General features: G+C 48.4%; 16 protein-coding genes. 3 read left to right on the forward strand and 13 right to left on the reverse strand.

Annotated elements, in window-relative coordinates; all coding sequences use genetic code 11:
- Nucleotides 1-57 precede the first annotated feature (57 nt).
- Both ACKPBX_RS03395 and ACKPBX_RS03400 read right to left on the reverse strand, forming a co-directional pair.
- Nucleotides 58-825 (reverse strand): ChbG/HpnK family deacetylase, encoded by a 768-nt coding sequence (locus tag ACKPBX_RS03395; protein WP_086627110.1) that lies wholly within the window; start codon nt 823-825, stop codon nt 58-60.
- Between the two features lie 38 nt (nt 826-863).
- On the reverse strand, nt 864-1,649 hold the full coding sequence (locus ACKPBX_RS03400; RefSeq protein WP_319995988.1) for an SDR family oxidoreductase: 786 nt from the start codon (nt 1,647-1,649) through the stop codon (nt 864-866).
- Between the two features lie 221 nt (nt 1,650-1,870).
- On the opposite strand from ACKPBX_RS03400, the gene ACKPBX_RS03405 reads away from it, so the two are divergent.
- Nucleotides 1,871-3,001, forward strand: coding sequence for an exonuclease SbcCD subunit D (locus ACKPBX_RS03405; protein ID WP_319995989.1), 1,131 nt, complete (start codon nt 1,871-1,873; stop codon nt 2,999-3,001).
- Nucleotides 3,002-6,061: an AAA family ATPase gene (locus tag ACKPBX_RS03410; RefSeq protein WP_319995990.1), complete on the forward strand. Its 3,060-nt coding sequence runs from the start codon at nt 3,002-3,004 to the stop codon at nt 6,059-6,061.
- A gap of 79 nt (nt 6,062-6,140) precedes the next feature.
- Here the strand turns inward: ACKPBX_RS03410 and ACKPBX_RS03415 are convergent, their stop codons facing one another.
- Nucleotides 6,141-6,554: a universal stress protein gene (locus tag ACKPBX_RS03415; protein ID WP_086627100.1), complete on the reverse strand. Its 414-nt coding sequence runs from the start codon at nt 6,552-6,554 to the stop codon at nt 6,141-6,143.
- 220 nt (nt 6,555-6,774) lie between these two features.
- The gene (locus tag ACKPBX_RS03420; RefSeq protein WP_319995991.1) at nt 6,775-7,899 is read right to left on the reverse strand and encodes a carbohydrate kinase; all 1,125 of its coding nucleotides are present in this window, start codon (nt 7,897-7,899) and stop codon (nt 6,775-6,777) included.
- A gap of 223 nt (nt 7,900-8,122) precedes the next feature.
- Between ACKPBX_RS03420 and ACKPBX_RS03425 the strand changes: the two genes are divergently transcribed.
- Entirely contained in the window at nt 8,123-8,746 is a 624-nt protein-coding gene (locus ACKPBX_RS03425) for an HAD family hydrolase (RefSeq protein WP_319995992.1), read from the forward strand.
- An 81-nt stretch (nt 8,747-8,827) separates the two neighbouring features.
- Here ACKPBX_RS03425 and ACKPBX_RS03430 read toward each other — a convergent pair whose 3' ends face one another.
- From ACKPBX_RS03430 to ACKPBX_RS03470, 9 genes are all read right to left on the reverse strand, one after another.
- On the reverse strand, nt 8,828-9,487 hold the full coding sequence (locus tag ACKPBX_RS03430; RefSeq protein WP_119093375.1) for a hypothetical protein: 660 nt from the start codon (nt 9,485-9,487) through the stop codon (nt 8,828-8,830).
- A gap of 278 nt (nt 9,488-9,765) precedes the next feature.
- On the reverse strand, nt 9,766-10,944 hold the full coding sequence (locus ACKPBX_RS03435) for a CapA family protein (RefSeq protein ID WP_319995993.1): 1,179 nt from the start codon (nt 10,942-10,944) through the stop codon (nt 9,766-9,768).
- Nucleotides 10,945-11,255: 311 nt separating this feature from the next.
- On the reverse strand, nt 11,256-12,383 hold the full coding sequence (gene nspC / locus ACKPBX_RS03440; RefSeq protein ID WP_319996400.1) for a carboxynorspermidine decarboxylase: 1,128 nt from the start codon (nt 12,381-12,383) through the stop codon (nt 11,256-11,258).
- A 21-nt stretch (nt 12,384-12,404) separates the two neighbouring features.
- The gene (locus ACKPBX_RS03445) at nt 12,405-13,616 is read right to left on the reverse strand and encodes a saccharopine dehydrogenase family protein (protein WP_086627078.1); all 1,212 of its coding nucleotides are present in this window, start codon (nt 13,614-13,616) and stop codon (nt 12,405-12,407) included.
- 454 nt (nt 13,617-14,070) lie between these two features.
- On the reverse strand, nt 14,071-14,658 hold the full coding sequence (gene leuD, locus ACKPBX_RS03450; RefSeq protein WP_086627076.1) for a 3-isopropylmalate dehydratase small subunit: 588 nt from the start codon (nt 14,656-14,658) through the stop codon (nt 14,071-14,073).
- Entirely contained in the window at nt 14,645-16,033 is a 1,389-nt protein-coding gene (gene leuC, locus ACKPBX_RS03455; protein ID WP_319995994.1) for a 3-isopropylmalate dehydratase large subunit, read from the reverse strand. The genes leuD and leuC overlap by 14 nt, the downstream gene beginning before the upstream one ends.
- 15 nt (nt 16,034-16,048) lie before the next feature.
- Nucleotides 16,049-17,095 (reverse strand): 3-isopropylmalate dehydrogenase, encoded by a 1,047-nt coding sequence (gene leuB, locus ACKPBX_RS03460; RefSeq protein ID WP_319995995.1) that lies wholly within the window; start codon nt 17,093-17,095, stop codon nt 16,049-16,051.
- Between the two features lie 18 nt (nt 17,096-17,113).
- Complete coding sequence (locus ACKPBX_RS03465) at nt 17,114-18,670, reverse strand: 2-isopropylmalate synthase (protein WP_086627070.1); 1,557 nt, start codon at nt 18,668-18,670, stop codon at nt 17,114-17,116.
- A gap of 651 nt (nt 18,671-19,321) precedes the next feature.
- Nucleotides 19,322-20,320, reverse strand: a complete 999-nt coding sequence (locus ACKPBX_RS03470) for an ABC transporter substrate-binding protein (protein WP_086627553.1) — start codon at nt 20,318-20,320, stop codon at nt 19,322-19,324.
- Nucleotides 20,321-20,393: the final 73 nt, after the last annotated feature.

Consider the following 20,393-nt stretch of genomic DNA (forward strand, 5'->3'; position numbering starts at 1 on the left):
AGTAATAAATACAAAAAAGGCATTCCTGAACAGGACTGCCTTTAATCACAAACATCATTATTCCTTCAATTCAGCATACGAAATCAACTGGATTGCCTCATCTTCGCGAATCCGATCCGCAAAATCGGAGTGCATCAAAAATTCCGCCATGTAGGCCCGATCCTTCTGAAGACTGCTCACGCGTTCCAAACTTGCATCGACATAACCGGGATGGACGATCAATTCAACCGAAGTATCCGCTTTTTCCAGGACAGCCATGATGTCATCCAATTTTTCCATCACACTCATTCCCAATTCGGCCTGCGGTTTTTCAGCAGCGAAGCCGAGGTCAAATTGGCGGTCCGTGTGCAACACCCCATGGCTGCCTTCAAAGTGATCCCGAATCGGCAGATCGTGCTGGATCGCCAACGACAGGATGACCTTGTTGAGCGGCTCCAGCATATGCACATGGTGGTGCGAATCCAAATGCGTTGGTTTGATGCCAGCCTTGCGCACCTTTTCGATCTGCGCATGCCACTCCGCATAGACTTCATCCAAATCCAGCGAAGCCGCATGCTGCTGCACGTATTCCCTGGTGTGGAAACGCCCATTGGCACTGATGCTGACTGAATCAGGCAGTAAAGGCTTGCCTAGCGTCAAATTCAGATGGACCCCGATTTCCAGATCCGGATGATCGGATGCCAACTCCACTGCATGGTCGAAAGCCGATCCGTTTGCAATAAGAGTCGTCGAGGTGGTGATGCCGTACAAAAAACTATCGATGATGCCGTAGTTCACGCCATTTGTGAGACCAAAATCGTCTGCGTTGATGATTACTTGTCCCATATTTCATTCTCCTGTCTGTTTCGGATGGCGGTTCGCCTTCAAATCGCTTTGACTGCCCCACCATCCACATAAAGTGTGCTACCGGTAATGTAGGTGTTTGCATCGGAAAGAAGGAAAACGACGGCTTTCGCGAATTCTTCCGGTGTACCGTAGCGTCCCAAAGGAATGCCTGCAATTGCAGCTTTGTCGACTTCCGCCAATGACAATTTTCTCGCTTTGGCGTTCGCTTCATTCAGATATTTCAGACGATCGGTTTCGATTTTTCCCGGCGCAACGACATTCACAAGAATGTTGTCGGACGCCAATTCATCGGCAAGCGTCTTGCTCAAACCGACGATACCATTCCGGAATGTATTGGAAAGGACCAGATTCGGCAACGGCGTCTTCACCGAAATCGAAGCGATATTGACGATGCGTCCGCCTTCTTTGCGAAGATCAGGCAGCACTTCGCGGATGATCCGGATATAGCTCAACAGGTTCAATTCGAACGCCTGTTGCCACGCCTCATCGGAAAAGGAATCGAATTTTCCGCTTGGAGGGCCGCCTGCATTGTTCAGCAAGATATCGATTTTCCCGAACACTTCATGCGTCCTTACCACAAGTTTCTGAATATCCTCATTTTTGGTGATGTCGCAAGGGAAATAAGCGACCTTTCCGCCATGCAAGGCTTCCAGTTCTTCTTTCACCTCAGCCAATTTGTCTTCGCTTCTGCTCGTGAGCATGACGTGCGCGCCTTCTTTGACGAGTTCCTTCGCCACCGCCTTGCCCAATCCTTGGCTCGAAGCGATGACCAACGCCACTTTGTTCTTAAGCCCCAGATCCATTTCCGTTCCTCCTTCAACTGCTCTTTATTATCCTGACCTCATACCCATACTATAGCCCAAAAACGCCAACATCACTAGCATTTCACTCACGCCACTGCATTTGTCCCTGCTTGCCGACTGGATAATCTGTTATAATGGAAGACGAACTTATTTGGCTTACCGATAAGATACGCGCAACTTTTTTATTACAAAATACTAACCGATGGACAGGAGACTTTCCCATGAGAATACTGCATACAGCTGATTGGCATCTCGGCAAAATCGTCAATGATTTTTCCATGCTGGATGACCAGCGCCACTACTTGATGGACCTGATAGAGACACTCAAAGAAAAAAATATCGATGCAATCATCATGGCCGGGGACCTTTACGACCGCGCGTTGCCTCCGAAAGAAGCGGTTGCCTTGGCCAACCGGACGCTGACCCGGATGGTGAAGGAATTGGGCGTCCCTGTGTTCGTCATCGCCGGCAACCACGACAGTAACGAACGGATCGAATATGCCGCCGATCTGCTGGCCGAGAGTCGCCTTTACATAGAAGGAACGATGAAAGAGGTCATCCGCAAAGTTCCCTTTCAGGGAACCAATTTCTATCTGTTGCCATTTGCGGATCATGTCTTTGTCCGGGAAACGCTTAAGGATGACAGCATCAAAAATATGGAGGATGCCGTGCGTGCGCAGTTGGCGACCGTCAAAGCAACGATGAACCCGGATGAAGTGAACATCCTGATTGCGCATGGCTATGTGATCCAGTCCGGAAACGACACGAGCGAGCCTTCCGATTCCGAACGTCCGCTCAGCATCGGCACTTCCGAATACGTGGATGTGTCGCTGTTCGAAGATTTCGATTATGTCGCATTGGGCCATCTGCACAAGGCCCAGAAAGTCAAAAACGACAAGGTCCGCTACAGCGGCTCGATCCTGAAGTATTCCAAGTCGGAAACCCCGCATCAAAAGCAGACGAGCATCGTAACGATAGAAAAAGGCAAATTGGAAATCGAACCGCTCCGCATCAATCCTTTGCGTGATATGCGAACAATCAGAAGCACGTTTTCCGAGTTGATGAACGGCCAATCCGACGATTACCTGTTTTTTGAACTGGAGGATACGGAATATGTACTGGATGCGATGAATCAATTGCGCCGTCGCTATCCACACGCGATGGGCCTCGAATACGTCAGCCGGAGAGAAACCGAATCGGTGGCCCTGCAGCATAACCGCGAAGATCTCCAACAGTTGTCATACCCGGATCTCTTCAAGGATTTTTATGAGCAATACCGCGCCATCGAATTGGATGAATCCGGTCAAAAAATCGTTGCGGATGTCTTTGCCGCTTTGGAAAGGAAAGATTAGATGAGACCCTTAAGATTAGAAGTGAGTGCCTTCGGGCCATACAAAGAAAAAATCGTATTGGACTTCACACAATTCCAGAACCAAACGCTGTTCCTGGTGAGCGGGCCAACAGGTGCCGGCAAGACCACGATTTTCGACGCCATTGCCTATGCACTTTATGATGTCGCCAGCGGAAGCAGCCGGGAAAAAGACACGTTCAAGTCCCAGTTTGCAGCGGAAGAAACCATCTGCTACGTCGATCTGACGTTCGAATACAACGGGAAGACCTATCGCGTCAGACGCTCCCCTGCCCAGACGGGTCCTGGAAAGAGCGGTAAAATCATCAACCTTCTGGCTGATGTGGCCTTTTACCATGACGACACCGTGACGACGAAAGCGCGCGATGCCAATGCGGAAATAGAACAGCTGCTTTCCTTGAACTACGAGCAATTCAAACAGATCGTAATGTTGCCCCAGGGAGAGTTCAAGAAACTGCTCGAATCGAACAGCAACGAAAAAGAGATGATCTTCCGGAACATTTTTGGGACCGAAATCCTGAAAAGTTTCCAGGAGGAGCTGAAGGAGAAAGCCAAATCCCTGCAAAGCCAAGCGACTTCCGCACAGGACTCGCTTCAGACAGCCTACTCGTTTGCCTCCGGAATATATGACGACGCCTTGCAGGAAGTGCTCATCTTACAGGACACCGAACGCATTTTCGTTCGGATCGCGGAACTGTTGGCGGCCCTCGAAGAAGAACGCAACGCCAAAGAACTGCAGCTCGCGGCTTTGCGTCTACAAAGCCAATCCACTAGCGATACCATCAAATTGCTGGAAGACATCGCACAGCTGGAGGCACGGCTCAAAGTTCTTGAGGAAGAGGAATCATCTGTCCTCGGATGGAAACGGCAGTTGGAACGCCATGAACAAGCCGTCAAAGCCGAGGAAAAAAGATTGCTGTGCGTCGCTGCAGTCACTAACAAGGATGCAAAACAGGAACAAGCCAAACAAAATGACGATCTTTTCGACCAATTGAATCAGGATTCTCGCGATAAAAAGCCGGCGTTCGAAGCTGCTGAAGTTGCGATTTCCCTGATTCCGGACTTGCGTGAACAGGTCGATGCCGCAAAGGAACAGGAAAAACAGCTTGTCGCATTGGCTAAGAAAGAGAAAGAACTGGCTAGTTGCCAAAAAGCGTGCGAAGATGCCACGAAAGAACTGCAGAAACATGCGGAACTCCTGCAAGCGCAAAAAATAAAACAGGAACAATGCCAGCAGAAGCTAGTAACGGTGAAACGAGCCCAAAAGGATGCTGCCATCATGCAAGAGCAATTGAGTGCCTGCAGAATGAACGTGCAGCAATCCGATCAGCTCCACAAAAGGATCGTCCAGGCCGAAAAATTGTTGGCTGAACAACTTGAAAAAGGCGAGCGATTCCTGATTCTCGAAAAAGCATACGTGACTGTCGATCAACAGTTCAAGGATGAAACCCTCCTCTACAACCGCAACATCGCCGGCATCTTAGCCGAACAGTTGGTTGGCGGAGAGGCTTGCCTTGTCTGCGGTTCAACACACCATCCCGCCCCCGCGAAAAAAACGGCGGACACCCTTTCGGATCAGGAACGGGAGTTGCTGGAGAAAAAACGGAATCAGGCCTATGCGGAGTACCAACAAGCAACTGCCGAACTTTCCGGCATCCGAAAACAGCTGGCTGATCTCTTCGATGATTTCGCCGTCCAAGCTGAAACTTTCGAAAGCTACAAACAGGAGCAGCAAGAAAAACGCGATGCGGAGATTGCGTCGGAAAAAGCATTCCTCTTGGAAATGAAAAATATACAGAAGGTGCTTGATGAAGAAGATGCCCTCTTCAGAGAGCAAAGCGACATCGAAGCGAAACTGCAGGCGATCGACCAAAACCGTATTGCCCTTCAGCAAACGCTGCTCTTGAACGAAACCCTTTCCCGGGACCTGTTGGCCGAAATCGACCAGGATAAAAAAGTTTTGGGCGACAAGAACATCGCAACCGTGCAAAAAGAGATACTGCAGCTCAGCGAAAAGATTGATACTTGCACAGGCAGCTACAACAAACTGAAAAGCGAGCTGACGGAACTCGAGAAACAGCTAGCTGTCTGCCTTGCCAACCGGACCACCTACTCAGCTCAGGTAGAGGAAGCCACAACTGCTTTGCTGGATGCTGAGACGATATACACAACGGCACTGGATGCTGCCGGTCTGGAAGAACCTTTCAACCATCTGATTTTGGATAAGGCTCTGTGTCTGGACATCCAGAAACGGATCCGCAGTCATGAAGACGACCTGAATGTCACAGTGACCCGTTTGCGCGATCAAAGGAAAGCCGCAGCCGCATTGGATCCTGATCAGACAATCGCCTCCTGCGCCGAGCAAAAAGTGCTTCTCGACAATGCCATCCGCGAGTCGGAAGAGCAAAAAGACCAGCTCGCAGGCGACATCCAAATGCTCAGAAAAGCGGCCCAAGAAATCGCCGCAATCTACAAAAAGCAGCAGCAGATCATTGCCGATTACCAGAAATACAGGACCTTGTCTGACATCGCCAACGGCACCAAAGAAACCGACTATATTTCCTTCGAGCGCTATGTGCTGGCGATCTACTACGAGGAAATCATCGAAGCCGCCAACCTTCGCTTCCAACAGATGACCAACAACCGTTACCTGTTATTGCGGAAGGAAGACAAGGGAAAAGGTGCCGGAGCCAAAGGTCTGGACCTGGATGTATTCGACCATTACACCGGCCAAACCCGCAGCGTCAAAACGTTATCGGGAGGCGAAAGCTTCAAGGCATCCCTTGCGCTCGCCCTTGGACTCAGCGATGTGATGCAGAGCCGCAGTGGGGGCATCCAGATCGATACGCTGTTCATCGATGAAGGCTTCGGTTCGCTGGACCCCGAATCATTGGATTCCGCAATCGAAGCGTTGTTCTCCCTGAACAGCAGCGGACGTCTGGTCGGCATCATCTCACACGTCGAGGAACTAAAGACGCGGATACCAGTCCACATCGAAATCGACCGCACCGCGGAAGGCAGCACCGCTAAAATTATTGTGTAGAAAAAAGGAAAGTCCAGCTACATTTACGTAACTGGACTTTTTTTTGCGTCTCCTGATCCTTTGGTTCAAAAGCGTCTGATCAATCTTCCCTTACAATTAATACATCGCACGGTGCATGCTTGATGACATGATTCGTCACTGAACCGACCACCAATTTTGCGATGGTGCCTTTACCGGTCGCACCCATTACAATCAAATCACAATTCCATTCTTCCACAAGCGTCTTCGCAATCATTTCCTTAGGGCTGCCAGTGCGCATTTCCTTGTGCACCGCGACCCCGTTTGCCCGCGCGTATCTGTCAAATTCATCGAATAAAGAGTCCTTATCTTTCTGCAGCTGTGCAGCTTCATCGGCATTATCTTTTTTATCAAGTATCGCAACAAGATAAAGCGCGGCATCGTTCCTTTCAGCGATATGGACCGCCTGTTTGAACGCCTTGATCGAAGCCTCCGATCCGTCCACTGGGATCAATATGTTTTTATACTGAACCATTCAAACTCACTCCTTTGGAATAATCAACCAGAAAACGCTTTCCTTACTCTTATTTTACTATACTTACGGAAGAAACAAAAGATTAGCGGTGCTTCGGTTGATAAATTTACAAACCAAAAAAGAGCCCGGGTGGCAGGCTCTTTTTGGTTATTTTGTTACTCCGATGAATATTCCATCGGGGTATAGCTTCATTTCACTTGAGCTGAAAGCTCTTGTCCATCTAAATTTCTCTGCTTTCCAATTGACCGATTTCTTTGACATCCTTGCGCAATACTGCTTGAGATAGGTTCGGACGGACTTTGTAGGCTGATTTCGATGACATGACGGCATTCACTAAGCCAGTCTGGATCATTTCCGAAATATCATCAGTCCTCAAGTAGGAATACACGATTCCGGCACAGAGCGCTTCGTTCGTTCCCCATATGTAGGTGTCGCTGTTGCTGTTCTTCAGGTCATAGACGTGCATGCCGTATTTTTCGCTGGCATAGCCGACGCTCTGACTGTTTTTGGTGATGATGACATGCTGCACCCCTTTATCCAACCAAAGCTGCAAAGCTTCCCGCAAAGAGGCATCATCCTTGATTTCAATCCCGAAGTGTTTCTCGGTTTCGTCATGCTTCGTAATCAGCAGTTTCAAACCCTTCAGATTTTCCGGGATATTATACAGTTTCAGCAAGGATGCGCTGACTAGGGTGACCGGAATATTGTACTTCGCGCCGATTTCAAGCAAGTGCTCCACGCTTTCTTTCGGACAGTTCGAGTCGATTATGATCATCTTCGCCCTCTTTAGTGTCGCCAGGTGTTTCAACAACCATTTCGGCTGCATGTATTCATAGATATCCATTTCGGCTAAACCAATAATCATTTTTCCGCTTTCATCGATGACTTCCATAAAGGTGCCTGTCGAAAAGCCTGGGACCATTTCCACTTCGGAGGTCTTCATCAATGGTCGCATGGATTCTTCGATCGTATGCCATTCCGCATCGTCCCCGACTAGTGACAGCATAACGACGTCTTCCTGCAGCCTGCCCAGATTCTCAGCGATACTGAGGGCAACCCCGCCGATTGATGTCTGTGAGGTGACATTGTTCGATTGTCCATGAACAAGACCGCCTTCCACGAAATAGCGGCGATCGATACAGGCAGCGCCGATGCAGACAATCGGTCGCGTGTCATTGATGACATAGGCTTTCCCCAAAAGGTATCCCCGTCTCACTAAGCCGGAAATGATATTCGCCACTGCGGGACGTGACAGACCAATCTTTGTAGCTAAATCTTGCTGCGAAATGAAAGGATTTTCCTTTATGTAGCTCAGTATTTTTGATTCTTTTTCGTTTAAAGCCATGTTTCAATTCCCCTTACTTTATGAAAACTCGGCAATGCCGAACTTATTCTTTTAGCAACATTTTATGCTCCTAAAGGTATAGTATATAACCAATGACCGCCGTTGCCAAACGAACACGGCACATTGTAACCTTTTTTTAATGCCTTTGCATCATTCAGGGCGGTTTTATTACTAATCATTACTGTGCTATAATAACAAGAAATATTTCAAGGGAGTTGCACATATGATTCATACATTTATTTTTGACGTCGATGGCACAATCGTTGATACCGAGGATTCCATCTTCAGAGGTCTGGATGACATCCTTCGGGAACATGCCGGCAGACCTGCCACACAAGAAGACATGCGTACGATTTTCGGCATACCGGGTATGGAAGGCTTGCAGTCTTTGGGCTTCACACCTGCAGAGGCTGCCGAGCTGCATCCGAAGTGGAGTGCACAATCGAAAACTTATGCGGACAGCGTGAGTATCTTTGCCGGAATGGAAGATACACTGCGTTATTTGAAGGAAAACAATCATCTGCTGGGTATTGTCACCTCCAAGACAAAAGAGAGTTACGAGCTGAACATCACACCATACGGTTTGGATGACTATTTTGACGTCATCATCACATCCAGCGATACAGAAGAACACAAGCCTTCCGGACAACCTTTGACGGAATGTTTGCGCAGATTAGGCGTTTCCGAAAATGAAGCCATCTACATCGGGGATTCCATTTACGACAACCAATGCGCACGCAATGCCGAAATCGCTTTCGGCTTGGCTGAATGGGGATCGCATACGTCAGAAGGATTCGATGCCGATCACATCTTCAAGACACCTTCGGATATCTTATCGATTTTATAAAAAATGCAGGCAACCTGGGAACAGGTTGCTTTTTTCGTTTAAGAATGGATCGATACGGTCCAAATTATCATATTATGGTTCTCACCGTACGTCCTCAACGCGCTTCAGCCTTGTCAGCAGTTCATCTGCCGCTTCTTCATTTCTATTTCTCATGTATAAGGCATGGCTTTCCAGATAGGAATCCCGGGCGCTTTGCAATTCATTGAGGGTGAAGTGATAATCGCCGAGGCCGCGCATGATGCCGGCTTGGCATTCTTCATCTCCCGACTTATCGGCATATTGTTTTGCCTTGTCCAGATTAATTTTGCCCTTCATTGGATTCCGTTGCAGCAATGACAGCGTGGCCGCTTCATGATAGCTTCGCGCTAATCCGCAATAATCATCAGGGAAATGTGTCAGCCGGAAAGTGATTTCTTCCTCACACATCAGAGATGCCAAATCGTATTCTTCCATGTTGCGGGTATTCACCGCCAAGGCATGCAGACACTCAGCTTGCTTCTCCCAGTCTTTATTTTTTTTTGCGTAAAACAACAGTTCCTCGAGACATTCTTTGGCTCCAGCAAAATTTTTCTGCGCGGCATAGCACTTCGCCAGCAAGTTTACGACTTTTTGGTATTCTTCCGATTTCGGGTCATCCAGCAAATATAAAGCATCGATGTATTTTTTCTCAGCATGAGTATAGTCGTTCGCCTGCATCGCAATTTCAGCGATTTCGATCAGTTGATGAACTTCCTTATCCATAACGCATCCCCCTTGCATCACAAAGAAATTGTTATCGCTTTCAAATTCATCTTAACACCATTTGGGTGGTTTCACAAAGGATAACGTCAGCGGCAAAACCGGCGCCTTAAGCTAAATCGCCTTCTAGTAAAAATGAATTTCCTAACCCCACAATGAATGTACTACGAGAGTTACTGTAACATCCGCATGATTCCCGGCAAAAACCTTCTTGACGAAAATTTTGTTTAAAAAACATAGATATCATACATCAATAAGTACCTTTTACTATAATCCTTTGCTCAATCCAACATCTCTATCGGGATGACGTTCTTCACCATGGAAAGATAGTTATCCGGCGTTACTTGAAATCCTTCATAACCGTTCAACCCATGCTCTGAGGCCAACTCTTCAGAGTAATCTTCCAACTTGTAGATTTTGAAATCACGCCTTGTGTTCTCGACATTCCCCGGATCCGCCACATAATGCGAAACGGTAGGCTCGAATTGGACATTTTCGACGGTCACCGTATCATCATCGGCAACGACAAAATCGAAAGTCACCATGCCGCCGAGCGTATTGTAATCAGTCATTGAATGCGCGATGAAATTCCCCAACGAATAGACCACGAGTGTTTTGTTTTGATTTACTCCGGTGACCCACCCGATCGGCTGTAGAATATGCGGATGGGTCCCGATGACGACATCGACCTCCAAGTCGGCGAACAGTTGGGCATACGTGCGTTGCATTTCATTGACTTCCTGCGTGTTTTCGTCACCCCAATGCGCCGAAACAATGACAACATCGCTGACGTTTTTGGCATTGGCCACATCCTGACGAATCAGCGCTTCATCAAAGTACGAAACGCGATAGGAGGTGTCGGGCTGAATACCGTTCGTCCCGTAAGTATAGGTCAAGAAAGAGAACGTGACGCCATCCCTTTCAATCGTCCGGATTGCATCGCGATCCGACTGGCTCTCATAGATGCCCGTGTAGATAACATTCTCTTGTTCATTCCAGACTGCGAGGGAATTGAGGGCGCCGGGATAATCAAAATCCAGTGCATGGTTCGTTGCGCCGTTGACCAAATCAAATCCCAGATCGTTCATGTCCTGGGCGATTTCGGGTGGTGTATTGAATGCCGGATAGCCGGAATAGGCATAATCGTCCCCAGCGCTGATTGTTTCTTGGTTCAGAAAAGCGATGTCGGCTTCTTCGATATCCTTCGCCACATTCTCGTAGATAAATTTGAAATCATAAGTGCCGTCCGCCAGTTCCGCATCCCGGAAAATAGAATCGTGGATCAGGTTGTCCCCGACTCCGATGAAGGAAATGACTTTCTCCTCCTCAGCTACTGCTGCAACATCCTTTTGTTCGGAAGAGTCATTTGCGGATGCAACTTCAGAAACTGTATCCGGTTCATCCGCGCACCCAAATAAAGAAAGTACCGCCATCGATGTCACTACCATTTTTCTCCTCATGTCATTCCCCTTCTCCAAAGGACTTTTACGCAATATTCGACAATTTGATTATACCGGACACGTCCGGTTTTGTCACTTGAACCAAATCGTTTGCAGCCATATTGTATTTTCAATGGCTGTGTATTTTTTGCCTCGCAACTCCGGCGAGGCTTCTTTCGCCGGAGTAGACCGGTAATATTATGTCTCTTCTCCGAGGGGGCTTCTGCCCACAGGAGGAGACCATCAGAATGTGGTCCTCAACTCCGGACAATCACCCCTCGCCGGAGAACAGCAAAAAAGCTGCCTCCTCAGAGACAGCCCTAATTTAAAAACTATAGTCTTGATTTGAAATCTTCGTATCCGAAGGTCTTGATGACTTTCGTGCCGTCTTTGACCGTATGGGCAGCGATGGCCGGCAGTTGGATGCCGTTGAAGGTCGTATTCTTCACCATGGAATAGATAGCCATGTCCGTGAAAATCAGGCGGTCGCCCGCCTTCAAAGGTTCATCGAAAGAATAATCCCCGATAACGTCACCTGCCAAGCAAGTCTGTCCGCCCAAACGGTATGTATGTGCCTTCTCATCCGCTTCACCGGAACCGATGATGAACGGACGGTAAGGCATTTCCAATACGTCAGGCATGTGGCAAGTCGCTGATGTATCCAGAATCGCCAGATTCATCTGGTTGTAGGTCGTTTCCAGCACACTCGCAACAAGGAAGCCCGCATTCAAAGCAATCGCTTCGCCAGGCTCAAGATAGACTTGCACAGCATATTTCTCTTTGATGTAGTTGACGATCTTCACCAATTTAGCGATGTCGTAGCCTTCTTTGGTGATATGATGTCCGCCTCCGAAGTTCACCCATTTCATGCCATGCAAGTATTTCCCGAATTTCTCCTCGAATGCGACCAGTGTCGCTTCCAAAGCATCGGAACCCTGTTCGCAAAGGGTGTGGAAATGCAGACCGTCCAACAGTTCGACTTGGCTTTCATCAAAGTTGACAGCAGTCGTACCCAAACGCGAAAATGGACTGGCTGGGTCATAGAGTGCATGGTCCTGAGTGGACAGCTCCGGATTGACGCGCAGACCGATTTCGATCGGGCGATCGCTATTTTTCACCATTTCGGCATACAACTTCACTTGGTTAGGGGAATTGAAGACGATGTGATCCACTATCGGGAGCAACGCCTCCATTTCTTCCTTCTTGAAAGCCGGCGCAAAGACGTGCGTCTCTTTACCGAATTCCTCATGACCCAATTGTGCTTCGTGGACAGAGCTGGCGGTCGTGCCGTCCAAGTACTCGGCGACCAAAGGGTAGAAGTGATACATCGAAAAAGCTTTCTGGGCCAATAAAATCTTGCAGCCCGTCTGATCCTTGACCGATTTCAGGATTTCCAGATTGCGGCGCAATAAGGTTTCATCCACCACATAGCTGGGTGTCGGCAAGGCTTGAAAATCGATTGTAGTGTCCATCCGTACCTCCTAATCGACCAAGGTAGGATTGAAGTCCTCTTGCCAAGGCAAGCCATAGACGTTCAATGCTTCCATGAATGGATCCGGATTGAATTCTTCGATGTTGTACACACCTGGTTTTTTCCATTGTCCGGTCAAGACCATAGCTGCCCCGATCATCGCTGGAACACCAGTTGTGTAGGAAACAGCTTGCGAACCGACTTCTTTGTAACATGCTTCATGATCGCAGACGTTGTAGATGTAGTATGTCTTCTCTTTACCGTCTTTGATGCCGGTGAAGATGTTTCCGATGTTCGTTTTGCCTTTAGTGCGCGGTCCCAATGAAGCTGGGTCAGGCAATACGGCTTTCAGGAATTGCAGCGGCACGATCTGTTTGCCATCGAATTCGATTGGCTCGATGGAAGTCATACCGACATTCTCCAACACCTTCAAATGCGTCAGATAGCTTTCGCCGAAAGTCATGAAGAAACGGATGCGTTTGATGCCTTTGATGTTCAAAGCCAAAGATTCGATTTCTTCGTGGTGCAGCAAGTACATGTCTTTTTTGCCGACCTGATCGAAGTTATACTCGCGTTTGATTTCCATCGGTTCCGTTTCGATCCATTTACCGTTTTCCCAATAGCTGCCGTTTGCGGTAACTTCGCGGATGTTGATTTCCGGATTGAAGTTGGTTGCGAAAGGATAACCATGGTCGCCGCCATTGCAGTCCAAGATATCGATTGTGTGGATTTCGTCGAAATGGTGTTTTTGGGCATAGGCGGAGAATACGCTCGTTACGCCCGGGTCAAAGCCTGATCCCAACAAAGCGGTGATGCCGGCTTTTTCGAAGCGTTCGCGGTAATCCCATTGCCATTTGTATTCAAATTTAGCTGTATCTTCCGGTTCATAGTTCGCTGTGTCGACATAATCTGTTTTTGTTTCAAGACAGGCATCCATGATGGTCAAGTCTTGGTATGGCAAAGCCACATTAATCACGATATCCGGTTTGTATTCATTGATTAGCGCCACTAATTCAGGAACATTGTTCGCATCCACTTGGGCAGTCGTGATTTTGGAACGCCCAGCATAAATACCGCTTTCGATCCGATCTTTGATTTCATCGCATTTTGACTTTGTACGACTAGCAATCATAAATTCTTCGAACACTTCTGAATTTTGGGCACATTTATGGCATACGACGTTGGAAACGCCACCGGCACCAATAATTAAAGCTCTACTCATCTTATTCATTCCTCCTGTAGGGAAAATTCATTCATCCATCCTGCGGGCCTTTTTCTGCAGATATCCTCAAATCGGGGCTTAACGACAGACAAGATATTATAACATAAAGCAGTATAGGATAATGTTTTTTTAGCGACAACGACAACATATCGTCATATTTCATAGACCTTGACACAGCTCCATCTTACCTTAATTCAAAAAAACAAGCGAGAATTTCCCTCCAATTGAAGGAAATTTCTCGCCTATCCTATTAAAATTTTTAAAAATTTAAAATGCATCACCCTCGGTGTTTGAAGTACTCCCAAAGTGTTCCCCGCACCAATAATGATGGCTAGTTCCACGGATTAGCCCTTCGAAAATTAGATAAATCGGGCCTATTGCGCTCTACGATGCTCAGTCGGTCCGATTTCCTAAATTTCTTTCAGGGCTGAACGAATCCGTTCCACTTTTCTATCTATGCGTAAATATTGTCCCATTTTGCTTCATACGCATCAATCTCATCTTTATAGGCCATCGTTTCGGTGATGTCGTCGATGCCGTTTTCCAATTTGTGCTTCCAAGTCGGATCGATGGCGAAAGGATACTCTGCAGTGCTGGTTCTTACTACTTGATTCGGCAAATCGATTTGGATGGTTTCATCCGCAGACAACTGCGCCAAAGCGTCACGCTGCTCTTGCGGCAACTCAATCAACAACAAGCCATTCTTCAAGGAATTCATGTAGAAGATATCGCTGTAACTGCCGGCGATGATGACGCGGAAACGGTAATCCTTCAATGCCCAAGCGGCATGTTCACGGGAAGAGCCGCAGCCGAAGTTATCCCCTGTTACGAGGATCGTTGCTTCTTGGCGGTCGGCATCGTTCAAAGGGAACTCCGGATTCGGGTCGCCGTTTTTCAGGAAACGCCATTCATCAAAAACGAAAGCGCCGAAGCCCGTTTTTTCGATCCGTTTCAGAAATACTTTCGGGATGATTTGGTCGGTGTCGATGTTGTTGTTCATCAAGGCAACGGTTTTACCGTTATGTACTTTAATTGGCTCCATAAGTCACTGCTTCCTTTCTGATGTCCACAAATTTACCGTTCACTGCTGCAGCGCCTACCATGGCCGGGCTGACCAAGTGCGTCCGCGAACCCTTACCTTGACGGCCTTCGAAGTTACGATTGGAAGTCGAGGCACAGTGTACGCCGGCAGGCACTTTATCCGGGTTCATCCCCAAACAAGCCGAGCAGCCTGGTTCGCGCCATTCAAATCCTGCATCGATGAAGATTTTGTCCAATCCCAACTCCGCTGCAGCATCACGGACTGTCCGGCTGCCCGGAACGACCATAGCCTGGATGTGAGCAGGAACTTTCCCGCCCTTGACGTACTTCGCTGCTTCGATCAGATCGGACAGACGCGCATTTGTACAGGAGCCGATGAAGACAAAGCCCAATGGAATCTCTTCCGCGGTTTGACCGGGTTGCAGATCCATGTAGTTATAAGCGCGCTCGTCATTCTTGTCCTGAATTTCAGGGAATTTCTCGCCGAATTGCACGCCCATACCGGGGTTCGTTCCCCATGTTACATAAGGCGCCAAGTCGGAAACATCGATAGCGATGTCAGTATCATAGACAGCATCAAGGTCGCTCTTCAACGTCTCCCAATCGGCAATGGCTTTTTCCATGTTTTCTGGTGCATAGCGACGGCCGCGCAGATAATCGTAGGTAGTCTGATCCGGTGCCATCATGCCGATTTTAGCCCCGAATTCGATGGACATATTGCAGATCGTCATCCGTTCCTCCATCGTCAAAGCTTCCACAGTATCCCCGTAGAATTCAATCGCGTAGCCACTCCCGAAGGCTGTCCCGTAGGTCGCAATCAGGTGCAGGATGATATCTTTCGCATAGACGCCTGCAGGTAATTTGCCGGTGATTTTGACGCCCATCGACTTCGGTTTCTTCTGCCAGATGGACTGCGTTGCAAAAACATGCTCCACCTCCGAGCTGCCGATACCGAATGCCATCGCTCCGAAAGCGCCATGTGTAGCCGTATGCGAATCTCCGCAGACAACAATCTTGCCGGGTTGGGTTGCACCCAATTCCGGTCCGACCATGTGCACGATCCCTTGGTTGGCAGTTCCGATGTCCATCAAGGGGATGTTGAATTCTTCGCAATTCTTCTGCAGCGCTTCAATCTGTTTCTTCGAAATCAAATCCTTGATGTTGAAGATATCTTCCGTCGGCACATTGTGGTCGACAGTTGCGATCGTTTTGTCAGGACGTCGGACTGGGCGGTTGGTTTCGCGCAAGCCATCGAAGCCTTGTGGTGAAGTGACTTCATGGATCAGGTGCAGATCCACATACAACAATTGTGGTTCACCTTCTGGTCCTGTAATAACGTGTCTGTCCCATAGTTTATCAAAAAGCGTTCTGCTCATACTGTCTACTCCCCTTTACTTTTCCAAAATGGCTTTCACTTGTTCAGTAAATGCTGTCGTTGTCGTTGTGCCGCCCAGGTCAGCCGTCAGGAAACCAGCATCCATCACTTCAGCTGCCGCTTTTTCAAGCGCATCCGCCTCTACATGCAGCTGGAAGCTTTGGCGCAGCATCATGGCAACGGACAGGATCATCGACATCGGGTTGGCAATGTTTTTTCCGGCAATGTCCGGTGCGGATCCATGGATCGGTTCATATAACGAAGGACCGGATACCGCGTGGCTTCCGGAAGGCAACATGCCCAATGAACCCGTGATGACGGAAGCTTCGTCGCTCAAGATGTCGCCGAACATGTTTTCCGTAACAATGACATCGAATGCAGTCGGATCTTGGATGATTTTCATAGAAGCTGCATCGACATACAAATGATCGACGGTAACTTCCGGGTATTCCATTGCAATTTCATTCACGGTTTTGCGCCACAGTTTGCTGCTGGCCAATACGTTCGCTTTATCGACGGAAGTCAATTTTTTGCTGCGCGTCATCGCGATGTCAAAAGCTTGGCGGACGATCCGATCGATTTCGCTCTTCTTATAGAAGAGCGTATCTGTCGCTTCCTCATCATTCCAATGCTTCGGCTGGCCGAAGTACAGACCGCCCGTCAATTCGCGGACAACGATGAAATCAGTGCCTTTAACGCGTTCCGTCTTCAACGGGGACAAGTGGGCGATGCTGTCGCTCACTGAAATCGGGCGGATGTTCGAGAAAAGTCCCAAAGTCTTACGCAATTGCAACAGGCCATCTTCCGGCGTTGTTTCGGCCTTTTCCCATTTCGGTCCGCCGATTGCGGCCAAAAGGATCGCATCAGCTTCGGAACAGCCTTTGATTGTTTGTGGCGGGATCGGATCGCCGGTTTCATCGATGCCGGCTCCTCCGAATGGGTATACCGTCACGTTGAATTCATGTTGAAATTTTTTGCCGATTGTTTCCAGCAAAGTCAATCCACTTTCCATTATCTCTGGTCCAATGCCATCTCCGGGCAATGCTGCAATCGTATAATTCATCTTACTTTTTCCCCCTCATCAGAAATGTGCTGATACTTTTTCAATTGTCTGTTTATTTTTTGCTTTACCGCTGGCTTGGATATAAGCTTTCGCTGATGCCGTCAGGACGTCGAAGTCGATGCCCGTTCCGTTATAGCTCTTGCCGTCCTCATCCTCCACGACCACGTGCACTTCTGCTTGTGCATCTTTTCCGCCCGTGATGGCTTCGATGTTGTATTCCTTCAAAATGATTTCTTGATCCAGGATGCGGTTGATGGTGTTGTAGATGGCTTCGATGCTTCCTGATCCAGTTGCGGAATCCTGCATCTTCGCGTCTTTATTGCGCTTGTCCTGGATGCCGACGATAGCTCCTTGGATGCCATCCTTGACAAACTGCACTTGCAGGCGTTTCAACTCATAAACCGACTCGTCCTCGATCGATTTTCCGACCATCAATGCATGGATGTCCTCTTCGGTCACGTTCTTCTTCTTGTCAGCCAGTTCTTTGAAACGGGCGAACAATATTTTGATTTCTGCCGGGTCGCTGATTTCATAGCCCATTTGCGCAATCCGATCCACAAAGGCGTGGCGGCCGGAAAGTTTACCCAACGGCAACGAATTGTGCTCCACACCGACCAATTGCGGCGTGATGATTTCGTAGGTTTCCGGATTCTTCAGCACGCCATCCTGATGGATACCGGATTCGTGAGCGTAGGCGTTGCCACCGATGACAGCTTTGTTGCGCGGAATCGGCATGCCGGAAAGGCGGCTGACCAAATCGCTTGTGCGCTTCGTTTCCTTCAGGACCATACCGGTTTCTTTTTCATAATAGCTTTTGCGGATGTGAAGAGCGACCGCAACTTCTTCCAACGCCGTATTCCCTGCACGTTCGCCGATGCCGTTGATGGTTCCTTCCACCCGCAGTGCGCCATTTTCGACTGCGGCCAAAGCGTTAGCCGTTGCCATGCCCAGATCGTCATGGCAATGGGAGGAGAAGATGACGTCATCAAAGCGGGTTACGTTTTGCTTCAGGTATTTGAACAGGTTACCGAACTCGGTCGGATTGGTGTAGCCAACCGTGTCAGGGATATTGATGACTGTTGCGCCCTTTTCGATGGCCAGGTTGATGACTTCAACCAGGAAGTCCCAATCGCTTCGGGTAGCATCCTCCGGAGAGAACTGGACTTTCTCGAATTTTGATTTGGCATAAGCGATATGATGGGCCACTGACGCCAATACTTCTTCTTTGCTCATTTTCAGTTTGAATTCCATGTGGATGGGGCTGGTCGCGATGAAAATATGGATCTGCGGATCGACTGCATCCCTCAAAGCATCGTAGGCAGCATCGATGTCCTTTTCGTTACAGCGGGCAAGTCCTGCTACTGTCATGTTTTTGACAGCGCCGGCGATCGCTTTTACGGCCTCGAAGTCGCCTTCTGAAGAGATCGGGAAACCTGCTTCAATAACATCGATCCCCCATTTTTCCATCTGCAAGGCAATCTGCACCTTTTCCTTCGTATTGAAGTTCACACCAGGTGTCTGTTCCCCATCGCGCAGGGTCGTATCAAAGAATTGAATGTACTGTTTTTCGGTCATGGTCTTTTCCTCCGGTTCATTTTTCGTTTATTGGTTTCATTAAAGAATCATAAGAGTAAATTTCGAAAAAAAATGCATCCACAAATAATGGATGCATTTCGAAGGTCAATAAATAATCGCTTCAGCCCCATTATTTGTCAATGCCAAGCAGGGCTCAAACGACTGATATTCCAGTGTCCAAGCCCTGCTATAATAATAAGCCGTTATAAGAAGGGGTTGTCCCCATGATTACGTTAGCTGATACGTTTGCATCTTCCATGACGATCCCCTCCTCTTTTTTTGTAGCCTTCTAATTTTTCGTTAAGTTTTATTATCGTATTCTCATTTTATGCAAAGTGGCTTCTTTTGTCAACCCCTTTTGCTGTTTCCTTACAAAATCATGTGACGGTGTGTGGAACCGGAGGAGCGCGGTGGACTGTGGTCGATGATTATGGTCCCCAACTCCGATTAGGCCCCTTTCATCGGAGTTCACCGGTAACTTTCGGCTTCTCCTCCGGCGAAGCCTCGCTCATCGGAGGAGGCAACTCTAAATGTTAGTCCAACTCCGGCGAGGCCTCCGTCCCCGGAGCAGAGCGATATAATCTCAGGCAGTACACTAAAAACGAGGTTGCCGCACTTTTAGTGGGGGCAGCCTCGTTTTTGATGGATAACTTATTCCGGTAATTTGATGCTGTCTGGATCGATTCCCAGTGCTTCAGCCATCTCTTCATTTATGACCAATTGCAGTGTCTCAGGGAATTGGACAGGCAATTCGGAAGGAAGCTTGCCTTCTTCCAGAATCTGCAAAGCCATTTCGCCTGTCTGGCGGCCTAATTCCTTGAAGTCGATGCCGTAAGTCGCGAGACCGCCAGCTTCAACCATTTCTGTTGCGCCAGGAATGACCGGGATTTTTGCTTCCATAGCGATTTGGCCGACAGTGGCCATCGTGCTGGATAAGGTGTTGTCCGTTGGGATGTAGATCGCATCGACTTTTTGGACCAATGACTCCATCACTTGTTGGACGTCATTGGTAGAGGTAACAGTCATGATTTCGACATTCACGCCTGCTGCTTCCAACAAGGCTTTCGCTTGATCGCTCTGTACAATGGAATTCATCTCGCTGGAGTTGAAGATGATACCGACTGTTTCCGCACTAGGTACGATCGACAACAACAATTCGATCTGTTTGTCCATCGGTGCTTGGTCGCTTGTTCCGGTGATGTTCGCGCCTGGTTCTTCTGCACTTGCTACAAGCCCAGCATCGATCGGATCGGTTACGGCGGTGAACAGGACTGCATTTTCTTTTTCAGCGTTCGCTATTGCTTGTGAAGCTGGTGTCGAGATCCCTAAAATGAGGTCGTTGCTGCCGGCTAAACGCTCTGCCATACTCTGCAGATTGGCTTGGTCACCCTGAGCATTTTGGTAATCCACAATCAGATTGTCGCCTTCAACATAACCGGCTTCCTCCAAAACTTCCAAGAAACCTGCGCGTGCTGCTGATAAGGATTCGTGTTCAAGGATCTGCAGGATTCCGATACGCACAGCATCCGCTGATACTGTTGAGCTTGCTGCGGAAGAATCCGTCGCTTCTTCTGTACCGCCGGCGCATGCACCGAGCAGCAAAGCAGAAGTCAGTGCCAATGTTGTCGCTACTTTCTTTTTCCAATCCATTCCAATCATTTCATTTCCCCCTATTTTTTGATTTGTGCGAGAACTGCTTAGGCAATCAATCGCTAGTCCCTAG

The sequence above is a fragment of the Trichococcus shcherbakoviae genome (assembly GCF_963666195.1).
GTDB lineage: Bacteria > Bacillota > Bacilli > Lactobacillales > Aerococcaceae > Trichococcus > Trichococcus shcherbakoviae.

Coding starts and splice junctions, on each gene's coding strand:
- ACKPBX_RS03430 (WP_119093375.1), bottom strand. CDS start 9,487: ATGGATAAGGAAGTTCATCAACTGATCGAAATCGCTGAAATTGCGATG.
- leuC (WP_319995994.1), bottom strand. CDS start 16,033: ATGAGCAGAACGCTTTTTGATAAACTATGGGACAGACACGTTATTACA.
- ACKPBX_RS03400 (WP_319995988.1), bottom strand. CDS start 1,649: ATGGATCTGGGGCTTAAGAACAAAGTGGCGTTGGTCATCGCTTCGAGC.
- ACKPBX_RS03420 (WP_319995991.1), bottom strand. CDS start 7,899: ATGGCTTTAAACGAAAAAGAATCAAAAATACTGAGCTACATAAAGGAA.
- ACKPBX_RS03405 (WP_319995989.1), top strand. CDS start 1,871: ATGAGAATACTGCATACAGCTGATTGGCATCTCGGCAAAATCGTCAAT.
- ACKPBX_RS03395 (WP_086627110.1), bottom strand. CDS start 825: ATGGGACAAGTAATCATCAACGCAGACGATTTTGGTCTCACAAATGGC.
- ACKPBX_RS03465 (WP_086627070.1), bottom strand. CDS start 18,670: ATGACCGAAAAACAGTACATTCAATTCTTTGATACGACCCTGCGCGAT.
- ACKPBX_RS03425 (WP_319995992.1), top strand. CDS start 8,123: ATGATTCATACATTTATTTTTGACGTCGATGGCACAATCGTTGATACC.
- ACKPBX_RS03445 (WP_086627078.1), bottom strand. CDS start 13,616: ATGAGTAGAGCTTTAATTATTGGTGCCGGTGGCGTTTCCAACGTCGTA.
- ACKPBX_RS03415 (WP_086627100.1), bottom strand. CDS start 6,554: ATGGTTCAGTATAAAAACATATTGATCCCAGTGGACGGATCGGAGGCT.
- ACKPBX_RS03410 (WP_319995990.1), top strand. CDS start 3,002: ATGAGACCCTTAAGATTAGAAGTGAGTGCCTTCGGGCCATACAAAGAA.
- leuD (WP_086627076.1), bottom strand. CDS start 14,658: ATGGAGCCAATTAAAGTACATAACGGTAAAACCGTTGCCTTGATGAAC.
- ACKPBX_RS03470 (WP_086627553.1), bottom strand. CDS start 20,320: ATGGATTGGAAAAAGAAAGTAGCGACAACATTGGCACTGACTTCTGCT.
- leuB (WP_319995995.1), bottom strand. CDS start 17,095: ATGAATTATACGATTGCAGCATTGCCCGGAGATGGCATTGGACCAGAG.
- ACKPBX_RS03435 (WP_319995993.1), bottom strand. CDS start 10,944: ATGAGGAGAAAAATGGTAGTGACATCGATGGCGGTACTTTCTTTATTT.